The following is a 17,757-nucleotide window of genomic DNA, read 5'->3' as shown; positions in this document are numbered from 1 at the left end:
CAGGCCTTTTCAGACCTGCGAGCAAGGAGCACATTGTGGCCAGGGCCATGGACAATTCAATTTTAGAGACCATCCTTCAGCAGGTGCGCCCGTTGATTGGACAGGGGAAAGTGGCTGATTACATCCCTGCGCTGGCCTCTGTCGATGGGTCAAAACTGGGGATCGCCATTTGCACCGTTGACGGGCAATACTATCAGGCTGGTGATGCGCAGGAGCGCTTCTCAATACAATCCATATCAAAGGTGCTGAGTCTGGTGGTGGCGATGCGTCACTACCCGGAAGAGGAAATCTGGCAACGTGTCGGAAAAGATCCCTCCGGGTCGCCATTCAATTCCTTGGTGCAACTGGAACTGGAGCAAGGGATACCGCGTAACCCCTTCATTAATGCCGGCGCGCTGGTGGTTTGCGATATGCTGCAAGGGCGACTGAGTGCGCCACGCCAGCGTATGCTGGAAGTGGTCCGGGCGCTTAGTGGCGTGTCGGATATTGCGTATGACATCACAGTTGCCCGTTCTGAATTTGAGCACTCCGCACGCAATGCCGCTATTGCCTGGCTGATGAAGTCATTTGGTAATTTCCAGCATGATGTCACTACCGTTTTGCAAAATTACTTTCACTACTGCGCGTTGAAAATGAGCTGTGCAGAACTGGCGCGTACATTTGTTTTTCTGGCCAGACAGGGGCAGGCGTTTCACCTTGATGAACCGGTTGTCACGCCGATGCAGGCCCGACAAATCAACGCGCTGATGGCGACCAGTGGAATGTACCAGAACGCAGGCGAATTTGCCTGGCGAGTAGGATTACCTGCCAAGTCAGGCGTTGGCGGCGGGATTGTGGCGATTGTCCCGCACGAAATGGCGATTGCGGTATGGAGCCCTGAACTGGACCCGGCGGGCAACTCCCTGGCGGGTATTGCGGTACTTGAACAACTCACCCAACAATTAGGTCGTTCGGTTTACTGATGAACGCGCTTGATCCACTTTTTTCTCGCCTGTCACGCTCGCCATTTCGCGCGCGGTTTCGTCTTGGCGCAAAAGAAAGGCAGTATTGCTGGGATAAAGGCGCGCAGGTTATTGATCAACATGCCGCCGAGTTTATTGCTAAGCGGCTGGCCCCGGCTTTTCCGCGCAACGATGGTAAACAAACGCCGATGCGCGGCCACCCCGTATTTATTGCCCAACACGCGACGGCGACCTGCTGCCGTGGTTGTCTGGCGAAATGGCACAACATTCCCCAGGGAGAATCGCTGAGTGAAGAACAGCAGCAGTATGTTGTTGCCGTCATTCACCACTGGCTGGTTATCCAGATGAATCAGCCGTAAATCTCCGCGTCGTGAGAGATGTTAAAGCATAAAACAGTTTTGATTAATCGTGACTACTTGATCAAAACAGGGTTTCAATATCATAAAGTTTGCTAACCTGTTCTACCAATTCAAACAGGTTGTATGACTAATTAAGAAGGGAACCCATTGTGAAAACTCTAAACCGTCGCGATTTTCCCGGTGCCTGCTATCCTGAGCGCATCATTCAGTTTGGTGAAGGAAACTTCCTGCGCGCCTTTGTTGACTGGCAAGTTGATCTGCTGAACGAACATACCGATTTGAACGCCGGAGTGGTCATTGTTCGCCCTATCGAAAGCACGTTTCCGCCGTCATTGAGTACCCAGGACGGGCTCTATACCACGATTATTCGTGGTTTGAATGAAAAGGGCGAGGCGGTTAGCGACGCGCGTTTGATCCGTTCTGTTAACCGTGAAATCAGCGTCTATGAGGATTACGATGAATTCCTGAAACTGGCGCATAACCCGGACATGCGTTTTGTTTTCTCTAATACCACAGAAGCCGGTATTAGCTACCATGCCGGTGACGCATTTGATGACACGCCCGCGGTCAGCTACCCCGCGAAGCTGACGCGGCTGCTGTTTGAACGTTATACCTGTTTTGACGGCGCGCTTGATAAAGGCTGGATTATCATTCCTTGTGAACTGATTGATTACAATGGCGAGGCGTTGCGCGAGCTGGTACTGCGTTACGCTCAGGAGTGGAGCTTGTCCGCTGCGTTTGTGCAGTGGCTGGATCAGGCGAACACCTTTTGTTCCACGCTGGTTGACCGGATTGTGACCGGATATCCGCGTGATGAAGTGACGCAACTTGAAGCGGAACTTGGCTATCACGATGCTTTTCTCGATACTGCGGAACATTTTTATCTGTTTGTGATTCAGGGGCCAAAAAAGGTAGCGTCTGAGCTGCGTCTTGATAAGTATCCGCTCAACGTGCTGATTGTTGATGACATCAAGCCGTACAAAGAGCGTAAGGTCGCGATCCTGAATGGTGCGCATACGGCGCTGGTGCCCGTTGCGTTCCAGGCCGGGCTGGATACCGTTGGTGAAGCCATGAATGACCGCGACATTTGCGCCTTTGTTGAAAAAGCCATCTATGAAGAGATTATTCCGGTGCTGGACTTACCTCGCGACGAGCTAATGTCGTTCGCCAGTGCGGTGACGGGGCGTTTCCAGAATCCGTATATTAAACACCAGTTGTTGTCGATTGCGTTAAATGGCATGACTAAATTTCGCACCCGTATTTTACCGCAGCTACTGGCAGGGCAGCAGGTCAGCGGCGTTTTACCGGCGCGCCTGACGTTTGCGCTTGCGGCGCTGATCGCATTTTATCGTGGTGAACGTCGCGGCGAGACGTATCCGCTCCAGGATGATGCGCACTGGATTGAGCGCTATCAACAGTTGTGGCATCAACATAGCGACGGTCTTATCAGCACACAGGATTTGGTTCATACCGTGCTGGCCGTGGACGCGCATTGGGAGCAGGATCTGACACACGTTGCAGGTCTGGTCGAACAGGTCACGACCGACCTGGATGCAATCCTGACGAAAGGGATGCGTGAAGCGGTAAAACCGCTGTGCTAATCATCTGACCCGGCTGCGGCCGGGTTTTGTTTTCATGTTATTTAGTTACAACATACTTTTGAGGGGAAAGTTAATCGCTGTCTGAAACTTCCGTGCGTTTACCCGTCAGGCAGAAAAGGGAGGACTGGCGAAACAGGCAGACAGGGTGAGGGCGATGCGCTTAATGCGCATGAAGATCTTCATCCTGAGGCTCGTCAAATACACCAGTTAACAACGCAACGGTAGGCGCATCATCAATTGCGCCTACTGAACTTCCGCAGTGAGAACAAAATGCCCGACTGGAGATACCCGAAGAGCGCCAGACCGCAGGCTTGTCTCCTTGTCCTGTCCACGTCACATCCTGAGCATCGAATTCGATCCAACTGACCAAATATGCACCTGTATGTTTTTGGCAAATCGAGCAGGAACAGGTATGTGGATTTTTCGGCGCTACCGCCGAAAAACGGATAAAACCGCACAGACAGCCGCCAGTATAGACTTTGCTCATCGTCATTTCCGTTAAACATTCATTTCCCGACACTATCAGATGATCCCACACTCAACCAGTGATGAATGGCAGAAAGGAGAACAGACGCAGGATCATAATGACAAAGCGGGATCTGTGTTACAACGGAGGCTAAACAGATATCTCAATGGCTGGAAAACCGTGTCTATCTGTCTATTGGAATTTGCCAGCGACAGCGCATTTGTTGCGTTTTTCCGTCAACACACGGGATTAACGCCAACGCGTTATCCACAGAAAGTTTTGGACGGAATGAGTGGATAACTCAGTTACAATAGAAGTAACGTAAGCATAATGAGTGGAAAATAATGTCTGCTATCGTCACGGAAAGATTCATTTTGCGCCCTCAAGTCATCACAGATTATGATGTATGGTATCCGATGTATTCAGACCCTAAAATATTTCATCTGGTTAATGCCCCAGGCTTTACGCCAGAAGAGGCATGGAACCGCCTGTTGAGAAACATCGGGCATTGGTCTGTTTTTGGTTACGGTATATTTTCTATTTTTCAAAAGTCTGACGGCACGTTTTTAGGCGAAACAGGGCTGGCTAATTTTCATCGTGGCATTGATGAAAACTTTGAGAACTGTGTCGAGGCATCATGGGTTATTTCACGTTCAGCTCAGGGGGCTGGCGTAGCAAAGGAAGCCGCCGTCGCTGCGCATCAGTGGTTTGTCCATTTGTTTTCACCCTCGAAGACAATTTGTCTTATCGCAAAGAATAACATTCCGTCCATTCGTGTTGCTGAGCATGTGGGCTACCGTATTTATGATGAATGCTTATACAAAGGCGCTGAGTGTTTAAAACTTGAATGCTTATGGGATAAATAAAAGCATGGGCCGTCGTCACGGCCCCGTATTCCTGATTACACTTCAGGCTCCGCCAGATAGTGCCGTAAAGGGTGAATCTGATGTCCACGTTCGTCGAGATTTTCCGTTCTTAGCCAGACAGATATCGCACTGGATATCTTCGGCCACTCGGCGCTAATAATTGAATATGTTGCGATATCCACGCTCCTTGATTTTATGATTTGCTTATCACGTAAGATACCTTCTTTCCGAAACCCAATTCTTTCAGCAGCATTCATTCCAGCATGATTAAGCGTGTCTGTTTGCCACTCACAACGACGATATTTAAGGACATCAAAAACATACATCAGTAAAAGATAAATTGCTTCCGTGCTTAAAAAGGTGCGTTTTATCGCTGGCGTGAGATGTACATATCCTATTTCCGCAACGCCATTATTCTTGTCTATATTAAAAAGGGCGAGGGTGCCTCGGGCTTTCGCAGATTTATTTTCTATTATGGCATAATATGAAATTCCGCCCTGACTGATGATGCGTTTGATATAGTCAAAGGTTGCTTGCCTTGTCTCGGGGCGTTCATCAGGAAGATAAGTCCAGTCCCGTGGGTCTTCTATGCTATGCCAGCCCTGATAAAGATCATCACAGTGGTAAGTCGCAAGGGGTTGTAAGTGACAGTAACGGCCTGACAACTGGCGCGTGTCAGGTAAAATAAAATCAAGGTTACCCTCAAGATGTCTGCCTACATATTGACCGAAGATATTAAGCTCTTTCATACTCTTCTCCTTAAAATAATAACGACAAGGATTTAAACGAGTAATATCGGTATGTTTATGTGAGTAAGCGACAGGTTCCTTAGTATGTTAACAACAACTGATGGATGTACCCGATGAAAACATTATATATTAACCATAGCATATTTTAATCTTGCTACAGCACTTCTGAGCGCTTTGTGATAAATATCATATTCAGCATTATGTTGTGCGTTAACTTAAATTTAAGCCATTTCAGGAGAGTGTATGAACTTGACCATACGTTATGCTGTACCTGCCGATACCCCGATATTGCAAACGCTGGGGAAGTCAAGTTATTACCATCATTTCAAAGAGTTATGGGATTGTCCTGTAGAGCTTCGACAATTTATTGACAGTGAGTACGCGCCGGACCAACTTGAAAATAGTTTAAATGATCCGTCAGTCACCTGGCTCATTGCGGAAAGCGATAAGCCAGTAGGTTTTGCAAAGATAAGCTGGGACCGTCCAGTTAGCGGTGGTAATCACTCAGGAGCGCTCTTAAACAAACTGTATTTTGCACCCGGAGAAACCGGGAAAGGATATGGCCGAATTCTTTTCGAAAAAGCTATCGAGATAGCAAGGCATAAGGAGCAGCATTTTTTCTGGTTGCAGGTTCTTAAGGGTAACGACAGCGGGCGTCGGTTTTATGAATCCCTGGGGATGCAGCATCTTGCGGATGAGGAATTCACAACGCCTAAGCAAAAAAGCGTGTTACATGTATTCGGAAAATGTATTTAGACATCGCGGGAAGTGCCGGAGCTGTGAAACAGAGCCCCAGAATCAACGGAGTCGTGCTGGAGAAAGTGCTTCAGAGACTATAGCGACCAGCACAAGGATGACTACAAAACCACAGATTCTCCCTTTATTCTCTTTGGTGCGCATAATGTATATTATGTTAAATTGAATTTATGACGCCCAATACGGGCTTACTCCCTTGACTCATAATGCATCCCTCGCCTTTTTCTGCATGCCTTCCATCGTGTCCTGTGTGAATTCTGCAAACTGTTGGCGGTTATCCTGCGTCAGATTTCATGTAGCGCATGCATTAAAAACCCGGCCACTGTGACCGGATAAGCCAATGGGATCTGCGTTTTTCACTATCTGGCGGCAATTACCGCATCTGCAATTTCCACAAAACCAGCACCTCCCGGGCCACGGGTAATCCACTGCGGAGGTTTCGGGATTTGATCAAGGTAATCTGATACCGTGCTCACTCCAACCGTATGTTCAAAGAATGAAAACATCGGCGCATCATTCGTCGAGTCGCCGCTATACAATACGGCAGAACGTTCGGCATCAATGTCGAGATCGTAAAAATCCCTGAGCACTCGTCGGGCCATAGATAACTTGTCATATTCTCCAGACCAGCCAAGAATCCAGAGATTGTTTACGGTGGTTGTAGCGCCTGCTTGCGTCAATGCGTTAAGTATTAATGAACACTGATGGGCTTCTGGCGGTTTAGCAAAGGCAATGGACGTCATCCTGAAAGGTTGATCGTCGGCAAAATGAGCGGCAGGAATTTCCCTTTTTATCTGTTCCCCAATTTGCGTCAGGCGCTCAGCGACGTCAGGATATTTTTCTGTGCCGTGCCAGAAGAAACGCTCAATGCCATGACCGTCATTTCGCCTTCTGAAAAACACACCGCCATTTTCACCAATGACGCCATCAACTGGCCACATCCGTGCCATCTGGTCGCACCAGCCTGCGGGCGCGGCTGTGACCGGTATCACTTTTACTCCCGCGTTCTGCAACCGTTCCAGCGCCAGATAGGTTTCAGCCGCAAGGCGCCCCTTGTAAGTCAGCGTTTCATCCATGTCTGTGAGAACAAAACGCACATGTTTAAATGTTGACGAATCTGCGGAACAGATCTCTTTCATAAGCACACTCGAAGACTTGTAGATACAATAACTGTCTATAATTAAACGACTTATGGAATTGTTAAAGTCAAAATCGTACTAAGTTATAATTTTTATTGCGTTATTTCCGCCGCAGATTTCGTTGACTACCCTCTCCTTCTTCGCGATCCATGCGCAACAGATTTACTTCTCATTGATTTCCGCCTGAACCTGCTATACGCTTATTCACAAGGTGATGGTGTTCCACCTTTCCCAACCGCCGGTTCGCTCGAATCGGATGATGACGCCTGATATACAACTGTTGCTGTTTTTCTTAGGCATGTATGTCGGGTATCGCTATGAATAGTAAAACAACCACTTCATTACTTCCTGAATCTCATCTTTTTGAAAAGAAAGATGTTATCCATGCCTTTGACTATCACAACATCAGTAACAACGTAGCGCTCACCGGCTCTTGTTATGTCCATCGGCCCGTCTGCAACACATTGTTCATTTGCGATGCTGAACGTTTCTCATTACTTGAGAGGTGGCGTATGCATATGTACAAACACGCATTATTACTGGTCCAGAATGAAATCGATGGTGTGCTGTTGCTGCACCATGCTGAACGTCTGGCAAAAGAAATGGGGACTCAGATCACCCTCGGGCATATCAGTTCTGATTACCGGGAGCTGGATTACACGAGTGATGCTTTAACCCGGGATCGGCAATCACATGAAGTGATCGAGGCCAAAGCGATGCTCAGTCGCCTGGCGGAATCCAGCAGTATTCATGTGCAAGTGAAATCAATTATCAGTATTCAACGTTTCAAAGATGTTGAAGCGGTTATCCAACATGAGGATATCGACCTGGTCATGCTGGGTCATAAGAATCGCCTGTTTGGGGTTTTTTCCTCGTTCTCTTTTGAGTTCATCAATCATCTCTCGGTTGATGTGCTGATTAAACATATATCCACTCCATAAAATAAGGTCATTTCTATGAGCTATGAAATTGAACGTGTGATCGCAAGAGAAATTCTGGACTCCCGAGGTAATCCGACCGTTGAGGTCGAAGTCTCCGCCATCGGCGGCGGTGTTGCGCGCGCGTCAGTCCCTTCCGGTGCCAGTACCGGTTCGCGCGAAGCCATTGAGCGCCGTGATGGAGATAAGTCACGTTTTGGCGGCAAAGGTGTATTGGGCGCGGTTCAGAGTATCAATACTGAGATCGATAATGCGCTACGGGGATATGATGTCCGCCGCCAGAAAGATATCGATAACTGCCTGATAACTCTTGATGGTACGGAAAATAAAAGTCGTCTCGGGGCCAATGCTATTCTCGGGGTATCGCTTGCCGTGGCGCGTCTGGCCGCGCAGCTATCAAACACTCCGCTGTATCGTTACCTCGGCGGCGTTGGCGCTAACCTCCTCCCGGTTCCTTGTATGAATATCATCAATGGCGGCGTTCACGCTCGCTGGCAAGGCGCCGATTTTCAGGAGTTCATGATTGCCCCCTGGGGCGCAAGCTCTGTTCGGGAAGCCATTCTCTGGGGTAGCGAGGTGTATCAGAATTTACGTCAGGTCTTACTGGAGAAAGGCTTGTCTACTGGCGTGGGCGATGAAGGTGGATTCGCGCCAGCCGTCTCGTCAAACCGGCAACCGCTGGAATTGATTGTCGAAGCGATCGAAAAAGCCGGTTATAAATCCGGCGAGGATATTGTTATTTGCATGGACCCTGCATCCAGCGAATTTTATTCAGATGGAAAATACACCCTGCGCAGCGAAAATGCGCAATTCAGTGCGGAAGAGATGACGCGCTATTATGAGCGGCTGGTCAACGAATTCCCCATTGTTCTGATCGAAGATGGCCTGGCCGAAGATGACTGGGCTGGCTGGCGAATTCTGAGCGATACGCTTGGCAATAAGATTGAACTGGTGGGTGACGATCTTTTTGTGACTAACGTGAAATATATCCAGCGAGGAATTGATGAAAATCTGGCGAATGCCGCACTGATCAAATTGAACCAGATTGGTACGTTAAGCGAGACAATCGAAGCGGTTCAATTGTGTCATGATCATCACTGGGGCAGCTTTATCTCACACCGTAGCGGAGAAACAATAGACAGTTTCATTGCTGATATGACGGTAGGCTTACGCGCTGGACACCTCAAAACGGGAGCGCCAAGCCGTGGAGAACGCATCGAAAAATACAATCAGCTAATGCGTATTGAAGATGAACTTGGTGATGCCGCCGTTTTCGCCGGTAAATCTGCCTTCAGAAAAGGTTAACGCTCTGAAACCTCTCCCGTATTCCGGTATACGGGAGAGGCATCAAAAACATCCCGGTACAGATCTTCGCCATAACTGATATCCAGAGGCACGCCTTCTGCTATTTTGTATGTCCTTTCTCCATCGTCGCGTCGTTCGGCGCACAGGTATACCGTATCCTGGCGATCCTCCTGATAAAACGAACATGCAAATTCCGCAGTATGCGTAACAAAAAAGAGCTTCACGTTGCTTTCTGCCAGTGCGGTTACCACGCCTCTGATGATTTCGGCCCCTTCCCGACTGTTTGTCGCAGAGAACGATTCGTTAAACAGCACCAGGTCATCACGTTGTAGAGAATCAACAATGTCACTCATTCGTCGGAGCTCTTCATCCAGCTTTCCGCTGACCATATGGCTGTCTTCTTCACATTTGTAATGCGTGAATATCTGTCGACAAAGATCTGCGCTATAACATTCAGCAGAAACGAACATCCCCGTCTGCATCATTATCTGCGCCAGCCCGATACTGCGTAAAAACGTGGATTTCCCTCCCTGGTTTGCGCCAGTGATGATAAAAGTATTTTTATTATCCGTTTTTAATGTGTTGCTAACGATTTCCCGATCCGATGTCAGTGCAAGACAGGGATCAAAGAGCGCCTCAAACACATGATGGCGCTCTCTTTGATATATCGGGACAGGAAAGCACAGTGGAATATTGCGTTTGTTTAAGGCCTGCGCAAGATTAAGGCATGAAATATAAAATCCTAATTCAGTGCGCAGTGACTTTAGAAAATTAAGCAAATGCGCGGTGGATTGCGCCATTGCATTGGCGATCAATACGAGCCCTTCGTCCTTTAAGTCGCTTAATGCCCTGAAGCCATTTTCATCACGCGCGGCTAGCTGTACGGTGTAATGCGTTGGCCTTTTTGTCCAAAGACGCCGAAACCATCCTTTTTGCGGGGGATTGGGCCGCCTGAGTACATAGTCTTTGCCCTGATTACCCTGCCCTAATCGTGCGCTGATTAATACGCCTTTTTTGAAAGTCATCTGCTTCAGATGTCTTTCAATAGTGCTCATATAATCATCGTTTAACTCCTGAACAAGCATCGAGAAAAGACGAACCATTCCCGGAGATTCAACGTGATGGATATTTTCTTGTGCGATAATTTTTATTTTCTGTAAATAGGTCATCAGGAATTGGGTAAACGAAAGAGACTGATGCAGCACAGCGGAAGGATAATGACCAAAAACCCCGTAGTGAAGTTTCTCCTTTTCCATTTGCAGACATTCAACCACCACGTTATAGAATGTTCTGATAACGTCCTCATTATACAGGCAATCCCGCAGAATAGCCTGCCTGTACTCAATGTCAGGAATGCCCGATAGCAGCACAGAACATGCCTTCCTGACGACGGAATAAAGAAAATCATCTCCATCAGACAACGCATTAAACAACACCGCCAACTCCAGATCTTTCATGGCAAATTTGATGTTCTCTGGGATATTATCGTCAACGATAAAATCGTTATCTTTATACATCAGATACGCGTTCATCCGTTTAACCTCGTTTTTATCTGCTCATATGTCAGCCCATGCTTTATCACCAGCGTCGTTGACCATGCGATGCCATCGGCCGGTTTCCTGGTGATTTTATAGGTTCTTAATGCCGCATTATTATGCTCAACCGTACTCATTAAGCTGACGATGGACGGGTCTAATGCCGTAAGCTCGTCGATAAACGTTACGCAGACACAAAGCGCATCGAGCATGACTATTTTCTTGATTACCCGTGTTCCCAGATAAATGGCGTCCCGCGATGTGGTTGACGTAAAAATCTCATTCATGATAATCAAACTGTGTGATGTGGCAGCATCAAGGATCGCTTTTATTCTCACCAGGTCGTCATACAGTTTTCCCCGAAGGTTATAAATATTTTCGCTTTTCTCAAAATGCGTAAAAATAGTGTCTGTCAGAAAGAGCTTTGCCCGCCTGGCAGGGACATAAATGCCCAGCAAGGCAAGAAAATGCAGTTGCCCTATCATGCGGGCAAAGGTGGTTTTCCCACCCTGGTTGGGGCCCGATATGACGAAAATACGTTCATGCTTCTGGAAGCTGAAATCATTGCAGACAACCTTCTCCTTTTTCTCAAGGATGACCTCTGCAAGCGCGAGATCGAAAGCCGCAACAGCCGAAATAGCTTTTTTATCTCGTTGTACCTCCGGGATACAAAATGGCAGCCCTTTCTGCCGAAATTTTTCAATGTATTCCACAACAGCCAGATAAAACTGCACTTCACGTTCAAAAAGATCCAACGTGTTATCTCTGTAGCGTTTGTTGGCATCTATAAACACATCAAGTTGATGAAACTCGGTGGGAAATAGTCTGGCAACACAATCCAGAACTTGTGCTTCAATATGGTTCATCCCGAAGCTGTGATGTCTATTCTCCATCTCGACATTCACATCATGCTGCTTAAACTTTGAGAACACATCGAGGATCTCATCGCTATAGTTTTTCTCGTGGTGATACTGTTCAACAATAATGGTGTCGCCTTTAATTTTCAGGCCGTACTGAACCGCCTCCAGACTTTTTCTTATCATAGTGGCGGTTGAATATAACCCGGTAAAATTTTCACTCTCGATATACTGACGAAGATAATGCCTGAAATTAATCATACCGTCGGAAGACAAAGACAGCGGCGCTATACGCTCATACAGCGCCGTAACGGCCTGGCAATACAACAAAATGCACTCAAGCTCCCAGCGCCGCTGTTGATAGAAGTAAAACCGGTTTGTTTTTTCTTCTGAAATCTCCCTGATATTCTTCATCTCTGCGGAATATGCCATTAGCGCCTTATAGAGCGCGTGTATTGTCACATCCTGAATAATTTCCTGTCGATAGAGGATATCCTCCAGACATTCGAGCGGTGAATAAAAGAAAGCACTGATGCCGTACTCTTCCCGCCCCTGAACAATGCGATCGACGATTTTATCAAGATTCAGATCGACAAAATATGCAGGAGCACGATCGCCCGAAGGGGGTGTATGACGACGACCAGAGGCATACAAAACGGTAATAAATTGCAGCAATGTTGTTGAGGTACGGCGCATAATGACTCCTACACAATACACGTTGACTTGTCCACGCGGGGCAACGTCCAGAATGTGCAGGCATCATCAGCCAGAGGGCGGTTATGAGGAGGAATGCCATCTCCTGTAAAAAACGTAGCAATGAACTCTGTAATTAGCCAGATCTCGTGTAAGATTTTTTGGATTAACCAAACGGAAAATTGGCAAATATGATCATCAGCTCTCGTCACGCTCGTCTTGTCAGCAAAGTAAAAAAACGGGCTACGCTTGTCGCCACCGCGTTTTTACTTGCCAGTTGCGCCTCAAAACCTCCCGTTTCTCTGGTTACGCCCCCTTCTTCCGCGACGCCAGCTTCATCCCAGAAAAATCAGCAGCCGGTTCGTGGTATCTGGCTGGCAACCGTTTCGCGTCTTGACTGGCCTCCGGTCAGTTCCGTGAATACGAGTAATGCGGCGGTTCGGGTGCGTCAACAACAGAACGCGTTGATCGAAAAGCTGGATAAGCTAAAAAGTCTGGGAATCAATACCGTGTTTTTCCAGGTCAAGCCGGATGGAACGGCGCTCTGGCCGTCAAAAATTTTACCGTGGTCAGATATGCTGACCGGAAAGATTGGTGAAGATCCGGGCTACGATCCGCTACAGTTTATGCTTGATGAAGCGCATAAGCGGGGAATGAAAGTACACGCCTGGTTTAACCCCTACCGCGTATCGGTAAACACCAAACCAGCAACGGTGGCGCAGTTAAATGCGACGGTGACGTCAAATCCGGCGAGCGTGTTTGTGCTGCATCGCGACTGGGTGCGCATCTCTGGAGACCGTTTTGTTCTTGATCCCGGCATTCCTGACGTCCGGGACTGGATCACCAGTATCGTGGCGGAAGTGGTCACACGTTATCCCATCGATGGCGTACAGTTTGATGACTATTTCTATACCGAAACGCCTGGCTCCACGCTTAACGACAATTCCACCTTTGCCCGATATGGTCAGGCGTTTGCCTCAAAAGCGGACTGGCGGCGACACAATACGCAACTGCTGATTGAGCAGGTGTCCCGCACGGTCAAAAACCTGAAACCGGATGTTGAATTTGGCGTCAGCCCCGCTGGCGTATGGCGTAACCGCTCGCATGATCCGGCAGGTTCGGATACGAGGGGCGCGGCGGCGTATGATGAATCCTATGCCGATACTCGCCGCTGGGTGCAACTGGGATTACTGGATTACATTGCGCCGCAGCTCTACTGGCCCTTTGCGCGTGACGCGGCCCGTTATGATGTGCTGGCGAAATGGTGGGCGGATGTGGTGAAACCCACGAATACCCATCTCTATATTGGCGTGGCGTTGTATAAAGTCGGCGAACCGTCAAAGAATGAGCCGGACTGGATGATTAATGGCGGCGTCCCGGAGCTTAAGAAGCAACTGGATCTGAATGAATCCGTCTCACAAATTAAAGGCACAATCCTGTTCAGAGAAAGCTATCTTGATCGGCCGCAAACCCAGCAAGCGGTGAACTATCTGAAAAGCCGGTGGGGAAGCTAACCTCCCCACACCCTCTTGTTCCGTGAGACTGACTCAGCCGTCATCCCTTCAGGCGGCTGATATTCCCATCAATTTGCTTTTGGATATAGTTCAGCGTGTCGCTCGTGATTTGCCCCGGGTAGAGGTCGGTAGCAATTGCGCTGAACGTCGCCGCAACGTCGCAAATAGTCGCGATGATCTCCGCGACTCTGGTTGCTGGTAATTCGGCTTCTTGTTCGCCCAGCGCCTGAAGATGCTTTCTTTCAATATCCAGTGCTTCACCCATCACATCCATCTGGTGATAGCCGCCAGGCCCATCGCAATAGGTCACATCATAGGCGGGCGCCAGGGTCCATTGTCCATCTGCGGACATCAGATAAGCGAAGTTCTTAGGATGATCGTCCCGGTTGTTGAACACGACATTAAAGACCACTCGCTCGAAGGCAAGCGCTTTTTCCCGAATATCGTTGGTGCATATTTGCGTCGCACGTAAAAAACTTCGGTAGTCGAGCGAACCCGGCGTCTGGTAATTCGCGCCAGTGAAGGCGGCCAGACTTTGCATGGGCACGCGCATCCCTTGTTCACGATCAAAACGGCGGGTGGCGAATGCCGCTTGCCCTTCCGGCAAGGCGAAATACGTAACGTCAGGCGTCTGGATGCCGCATTTGCGCAGACACGCTGAATAGACGGCTTCGATGGCGCAGACCTCGGCATGTTCCTGTCTGGCCGGGAATTTGACCAGCCAGCTTTCCGCGCCTGCTAACGGCGAGGTTGTGAATTTTGACGTGACAGTGTCACGATAGAGTAATGCTTTTGGCCGTGCCCCCTGTGGTGAACCGCCCATCTGCAATAATTTTTGCAGGAACTCCCCGCCTTCTCCGCTCAGAACCTCCTGCACCTCTGCGGCTAGCTGCACCAGCGGGATCTCTTCTTGCGAGGTAAGTTCGGCCTCAGCCTGTACCGGCTGGAATGTCATTGCCCCCATTGCGTTGCCGCCTACCCAGGTGAGCCGCTCCAGGGGGCCAATTCGGGCGGCATTGAGTCCTCTGCGTTTGAATAAGCGATCCATCAGCAGCATTCCCCAGCCATCAGGCAGAGCGTCGTAAACCGGCCCCGGAAGATGTAATTGATGAGCCGGAAAGTCCCTGCGTAATCGCGGCCCCTCAAGCGGTAATGTTAAGCGGGACAGCTCAAAACCTTTGCGAACGGCCTCGTCACTGTATTCAAAGGCGATGACTGGCCGACCGGTCAATGCCGTTGAGGAGACCAGCTTGCCCCAGAGCCATCGTTCCCCCCATCCTTCATAGAAGACGTCTATCTGCTCAGGCATCGCTATTTTTCCTCTTCACCCGCTGACGCGTCGCGCTCTTCTCATAACGTAAGATATCATCCAGGCTATCAATTTTGGGCTTGAACAGCGCTTTCAACGCGTCGCCATAACCTAATACCACCGCCACTCTGACCAGATTCTCGAAGCCCACATTTTTGCCTGCTTCAAGGTTTGAAACCGTATTGACGCCAACCCCCGCCCGGGCGGCCACGTCAGCCTGAGTCATCTGTTTTGCCAGGCGTTCTTTGCGTAACCGGTCGCACAGCAGCGTAACAATCTCGGCTGGAGAACTAAGGGTTAAATCCATCATAGTGTCCCTTATCGCAATATTTCTGACGTAATACACAATATTATAGAGTTAATGTGCAACGAAGGCAAAAAGCATAAACCACTATATAATGGATTTAGTTATCTGACTGACACAAGCAGAACGTCTGCAATTTGCAGACGTTCTGTGAGGGAGAGAGAGAATTATGCCGCAGTGGGTTCAGGCAATCTGAATGAAGAGACCAGCAGCGCCAGTTGTTCAGCCTCCTCTTTCAGGACTTGGGTTCGCGCAGCGGCATCATCAATCAGCGACGCGTTCTGCTGAACCGTACTGTCCATTTCGGTTACCGCCAGCGTGACCTCAGAGACACCTTTACGCTGTTCTTCACCCGCCACGCGAATTTCACCCATCAATTGTCTGACCTGACGCACGTTGCCGACCAACTCGCCAAGACGATCCCCGGCGTTATGGATCTGCTGACTGCTGCTGTCTACGTGTGAGACCGACTCATCGATTAACGCCTTGATCTCCTGCGCGGCAGTGGCGCTGCGCTGTGCCAGCGTGCGCACTTCAGAGGCGACGACGGCAAATCCGCGACCGGCATCACCCGCTCGTGCGGCTTCCACCGCCGCATTCAGCGCGAGAATGTTGGTCTGAAACGCGATGCTGTCGATAACGGCGACAATTTCCACCATCCGGCCGGACGACGCGCTGACGTTATCCATCGTGGAAATCACGCCCTGCATGACATCGCCACAGCGGTTAGCCGTTTGCGCCGTGTTTTCGGAAAGCTCATCGGCTAACTGTGTATTCCCGGTATTTTGATGAACGGTCGCATTTAATTGCTCCATCGCCGACGCGCTTTCCTCCAGCGCGGCTGCCTGCTGCGTTACGCGGGAGGATAACTCCATATTACTGTCAGCCAGACTGACGGCGTTATTCGCAACCACCACGCTACTGCTGCGAACGGTAATCAGGATTGCGGATATTTTGTCCACAAAGAGGTTAAAGGCCTGAGCAATATCGGAAATCTCATCTTTACCCCGGACGTCCAGGCGGCGAGTCAGGTCGCCTTCGCCCTGGGCGATATCATCCAGCGCGCGACGCGTATCGTCCAGACGAGAGATAAGACGGCGCACCACCAGCCAGGAACCCACCAGCAGAATGGCCATGATCGGAATCAGCACTTCCAGTACATCCTTCATCATCACTTTTGCCAGTCCGACAACGCGTTCTTCAGGCGTCACCAGCCCAACGATCCACCCGGTATCCGCCATCGGGAAAAGCATCACCCGGGAAGGCCCGTCCAGTATGCCGTCGTGTGCAAGGGGAATGGTGGCGACATCGGCCGAGGCATTCAGCGTTTTCAGCGATCCGGCTACCGGGGCGAGCCAGTCAGAGGCTTTGACCAGGTCAGTAAACGTTTTAAACTGCGCGTGATCGGCCTGCGGGAAATAGAGGATTTGCCCCTGTTTATCCACCACAAAGGCATAACCGCCTGTGCTGTTCCCCTGCTGTTGCATAAAGGTGGCGACGTTATCCAGTCGGATATCAGTTGTGGCGACGCCGGCAAATTTCCCTGCCAGTTGATAAGGAATGCTACAGGTCACCATGTTAACCCCGGAAATCGTATCCTGGTAAACATCAGACCAGACGCAACTGTTCTGTGAGTGCCCTTTCGCCTGGAGGTACCAGCTTTCGTTATGATAACCGCTTCCACCGGCAACGTTGTAGTCGTCGGAAAAGATCAATTTCCCTTCTGCATCACGCGCCCAGAAGAAACTGCGTCGTTCAATGCCGGGCGTAAAGGCATCCGGCTCCGGCCAGATGCCGCCGCCGGTAATGATGGAATCATTCTGTTCGCCAATAAGATGCGGAACGACATGCTGATATAGCGATTCGTCGTTTGGCAGCACTTCGGCAAGGCGCGACAGGCTTACCGTTTCACCTTCAATACGCGATAAAACAGTACCTAACTGGCGAGTCAGTCCTTGCCCTGTCTCCTCTATCAGGGCGGAGTTGATCTCAACAACGCGCGGCTGACCGCGCCAGAGCATAATGGCAACAATAACCAGCGTGGTCACTGCAAGCAGCGCAATCCCCCCAATCGTCAGACGGGTGGAAATGCGTGATGGATACCAGACCATACAAACCCCTTATGTAAACGACTCTCTTTTATTCAGTATCGGCACACAAATTTATATCTTTATGCAGTTTTATGGTTCGTTAAGAAATATTAACACGCTCTTAAATGTGACGTTGTCACTAATAACAAAATCCTGCACTTTCAGATGATTTAAATAGCATGATAAGTTTATTTTGAATATTATTTTTAATGCGTTGCTTTAATCACTTACGCGCCAGGCCTTGTGTTCTCCTGGTTGTAGCGCACTTCACAAGTCAGGGGGTTTTACGCTTCACCGCCTTCATACGTTGCTAC

Annotated in this window: 16 protein-coding genes and 2 riboswitches; of the genes, 8 read left to right on the top strand and 8 right to left on the bottom strand. The window is 49.3% G+C overall.

The window, feature by feature from the left end:
* Positions 1 to 35: 35 nt before the first annotated feature.
* The 3 genes from glsB to FD428_RS11210 all read left to right on the top strand — a co-directional run bounded on the left by glsB (position 36) and on the right by FD428_RS11210 (position 2,922).
* Complete coding sequence (gene glsB / locus FD428_RS11220) at positions 36 to 962, top strand: glutaminase B (RefSeq protein WP_114847913.1); 927 nt, start codon at positions 36 to 38, stop codon at positions 960 to 962.
* Positions 962 to 1,321 (top strand): DUF4186 domain-containing protein, encoded by a 360-nt coding sequence (locus FD428_RS11215; protein ID WP_049010515.1) that lies wholly within the window; start codon positions 962 to 964, stop codon positions 1,319 to 1,321. The genes glsB and FD428_RS11215 overlap by 1 nt, the downstream gene beginning before the upstream one ends.
* A 149-nt stretch (positions 1,322 to 1,470) precedes the next feature.
* The gene (locus FD428_RS11210; protein ID WP_114847912.1) at positions 1,471 to 2,922 is read left to right on the top strand and encodes a tagaturonate reductase; all 1,452 of its coding nucleotides are present in this window, start codon (positions 1,471 to 1,473) and stop codon (positions 2,920 to 2,922) included.
* Between the two features lie 160 nt (positions 2,923 to 3,082).
* Here the strand turns inward: FD428_RS11210 and FD428_RS11205 are convergent, their stop codons facing one another.
* Entirely contained in the window at positions 3,083 to 3,409 is a 327-nt protein-coding gene (locus FD428_RS11205; protein ID WP_114847911.1) for a GFA family protein, read from the bottom strand.
* A 323-nt stretch (positions 3,410 to 3,732) separates the two neighbouring features.
* Here FD428_RS11205 and FD428_RS11195 point away from each other — a divergent pair, with 323 nt between their 5' ends.
* The gene (locus FD428_RS11195) at positions 3,733 to 4,254 is read left to right on the top strand and encodes a GNAT family N-acetyltransferase (protein WP_114847910.1); all 522 of its coding nucleotides are present in this window, start codon (positions 3,733 to 3,735) and stop codon (positions 4,252 to 4,254) included.
* A 35-nt stretch (positions 4,255 to 4,289) separates the two neighbouring features.
* Here FD428_RS11195 and FD428_RS11190 read toward each other — a convergent pair whose 3' ends face one another.
* Positions 4,290 to 5,003, bottom strand: a complete 714-nt coding sequence (locus FD428_RS11190; RefSeq protein ID WP_012132412.1) for a GNAT family N-acetyltransferase — start codon at positions 5,001 to 5,003, stop codon at positions 4,290 to 4,292.
* A 243-nt stretch (positions 5,004 to 5,246) separates the two neighbouring features.
* Between FD428_RS11190 and FD428_RS11185 the strand changes: the two genes are divergently transcribed.
* Positions 5,247 to 5,759, top strand: coding sequence for a GNAT family N-acetyltransferase (locus tag FD428_RS11185; protein WP_012132411.1), 513 nt, complete (start codon positions 5,247 to 5,249; stop codon positions 5,757 to 5,759).
* A 359-nt stretch (positions 5,760 to 6,118) separates the two neighbouring features.
* Here FD428_RS11185 and FD428_RS11180 read toward each other — a convergent pair whose 3' ends face one another.
* Positions 6,119 to 6,898 carry an HAD-IIB family hydrolase gene (locus FD428_RS11180; protein WP_058669171.1) on the bottom strand — a complete coding sequence of 260 codons (780 nt, stop codon included), beginning with the start codon at positions 6,896 to 6,898 and terminating at the stop codon, positions 6,119 to 6,121.
* Between the two features lie 201 nt (positions 6,899 to 7,099).
* Positions 7,100 to 7,174: riboswitch (Fluoride riboswitch) on the top strand.
* A gap of 236 nt (positions 7,175 to 7,410) precedes the next feature.
* Between FD428_RS11180 and FD428_RS11175 the strand changes: the two genes are divergently transcribed.
* Both FD428_RS11175 and eno read left to right on the top strand, forming a co-directional pair.
* The gene (locus FD428_RS11175; RefSeq protein WP_012132409.1) at positions 7,411 to 7,839 is read left to right on the top strand and encodes a universal stress protein; all 429 of its coding nucleotides are present in this window, start codon (positions 7,411 to 7,413) and stop codon (positions 7,837 to 7,839) included.
* 15 nt (positions 7,840 to 7,854) lie between these two features.
* Positions 7,855 to 9,141: a phosphopyruvate hydratase gene (eno, locus tag FD428_RS11170; RefSeq protein ID WP_114847909.1), complete on the top strand. Its 1,287-nt coding sequence runs from the start codon at positions 7,855 to 7,857 to the stop codon at positions 9,139 to 9,141.
* On the opposite strand, the gene FD428_RS11165 is transcribed toward eno, so the two are convergent.
* Together FD428_RS11165 and FD428_RS11160 are read right to left on the bottom strand one after the other, a co-directional pair.
* Complete coding sequence (locus FD428_RS11165) at positions 9,138 to 10,673, bottom strand: DNA mismatch repair protein MutS (RefSeq protein ID WP_114847908.1); 1,536 nt, start codon at positions 10,671 to 10,673, stop codon at positions 9,138 to 9,140. The genes eno and FD428_RS11165 overlap by 4 nt on opposite strands.
* On the bottom strand, positions 10,670 to 12,229 hold the full coding sequence (locus tag FD428_RS11160) for a DNA mismatch repair protein MutS (RefSeq protein ID WP_114847907.1): 1,560 nt from the start codon (positions 12,227 to 12,229) through the stop codon (positions 10,670 to 10,672). Before FD428_RS11160 ends, FD428_RS11165 begins: the two co-directional genes overlap by 4 nt.
* Positions 12,230 to 12,279: 50 nt before the next feature.
* A riboswitch (Fluoride riboswitch) is annotated at positions 12,280 to 12,342 on the bottom strand.
* Between the two features lie 75 nt (positions 12,343 to 12,417).
* On the opposite strand from FD428_RS11160, the gene FD428_RS11155 reads away from it, so the two are divergent.
* Complete coding sequence (locus tag FD428_RS11155; RefSeq protein WP_047463675.1) at positions 12,418 to 13,740, top strand: glycoside hydrolase family 10 protein; 1,323 nt, start codon at positions 12,418 to 12,420, stop codon at positions 13,738 to 13,740.
* A gap of 40 nt (positions 13,741 to 13,780) precedes the next feature.
* On the opposite strand, the gene FD428_RS11150 is transcribed toward FD428_RS11155, so the two are convergent.
* From FD428_RS11150 to FD428_RS11140, 3 genes are all read right to left on the bottom strand, one after another.
* On the bottom strand, positions 13,781 to 15,049 hold the full coding sequence (locus tag FD428_RS11150; RefSeq protein WP_114847906.1) for a type II toxin-antitoxin system HipA family toxin: 1,269 nt from the start codon (positions 15,047 to 15,049) through the stop codon (positions 13,781 to 13,783).
* Complete coding sequence (locus tag FD428_RS11145; protein WP_047463672.1) at positions 15,042 to 15,356, bottom strand: helix-turn-helix domain-containing protein; 315 nt, start codon at positions 15,354 to 15,356, stop codon at positions 15,042 to 15,044. The genes FD428_RS11150 and FD428_RS11145 overlap by 8 nt, the downstream gene beginning before the upstream one ends.
* A gap of 164 nt (positions 15,357 to 15,520) precedes the next feature.
* A complete protein-coding gene (locus tag FD428_RS11140; protein WP_012132402.1) occupies positions 15,521 to 17,464 on the bottom strand; it encodes a methyl-accepting chemotaxis protein in 1,944 nt (647 codons plus the stop codon).
* Between the last annotated feature and the right edge of the window lie 293 nt (positions 17,465 to 17,757).

It is taken from the genome of Citrobacter sp. TBCP-5362 (genome assembly GCF_005406305.1).
In the GTDB taxonomy this organism is placed as follows: domain Bacteria; phylum Pseudomonadota; class Gammaproteobacteria; order Enterobacterales; family Enterobacteriaceae; genus Citrobacter_B; species Citrobacter_B koseri.
This window is presented reverse-complemented; position numbering and strand designations above follow the sequence as displayed.

Excerpts from the sequence above, each read along its gene's own strand:
- FD428_RS11165 (WP_114847908.1), bottom strand. The coding sequence starts at position 10,673 with ATGAACGCGTATCTGATGTATAAAGATAACGATTTTATCGTTGACGAT.
- FD428_RS11155 (WP_047463675.1), top strand. The coding sequence starts at position 12,418 with ATGATCATCAGCTCTCGTCACGCTCGTCTTGTCAGCAAAGTAAAAAAA.
- FD428_RS11205 (WP_114847911.1), bottom strand. The coding sequence starts at position 3,409 with ATGAGCAAAGTCTATACTGGCGGCTGTCTGTGCGGTTTTATCCGTTTT.
- eno (WP_114847909.1), top strand. The coding sequence starts at position 7,855 with ATGAGCTATGAAATTGAACGTGTGATCGCAAGAGAAATTCTGGACTCC.
- FD428_RS11195 (WP_114847910.1), top strand. The coding sequence starts at position 3,733 with ATGTCTGCTATCGTCACGGAAAGATTCATTTTGCGCCCTCAAGTCATC.
- FD428_RS11160 (WP_114847907.1), bottom strand. The coding sequence starts at position 12,229 with ATGCGCCGTACCTCAACAACATTGCTGCAATTTATTACCGTTTTGTAT.
- FD428_RS11190 (WP_012132412.1), bottom strand. The coding sequence starts at position 5,003 with ATGAAAGAGCTTAATATCTTCGGTCAATATGTAGGCAGACATCTTGAG.
- FD428_RS11140 (WP_012132402.1), bottom strand. The coding sequence starts at position 17,464 with ATGGTCTGGTATCCATCACGCATTTCCACCCGTCTGACGATTGGGGGG.
- FD428_RS11145 (WP_047463672.1), bottom strand. The coding sequence starts at position 15,356 with ATGGATTTAACCCTTAGTTCTCCAGCCGAGATTGTTACGCTGCTGTGC.
- FD428_RS11150 (WP_114847906.1), bottom strand. The coding sequence starts at position 15,049 with ATGCCTGAGCAGATAGACGTCTTCTATGAAGGATGGGGGGAACGATGG.
- FD428_RS11175 (WP_012132409.1), top strand. The coding sequence starts at position 7,411 with ATGCATATGTACAAACACGCATTATTACTGGTCCAGAATGAAATCGAT.
- FD428_RS11180 (WP_058669171.1), bottom strand. The coding sequence starts at position 6,898 with ATGAAAGAGATCTGTTCCGCAGATTCGTCAACATTTAAACATGTGCGT.
- FD428_RS11215 (WP_049010515.1), top strand. The coding sequence starts at position 962 with ATGAACGCGCTTGATCCACTTTTTTCTCGCCTGTCACGCTCGCCATTT.
- FD428_RS11185 (WP_012132411.1), top strand. The coding sequence starts at position 5,247 with ATGAACTTGACCATACGTTATGCTGTACCTGCCGATACCCCGATATTG.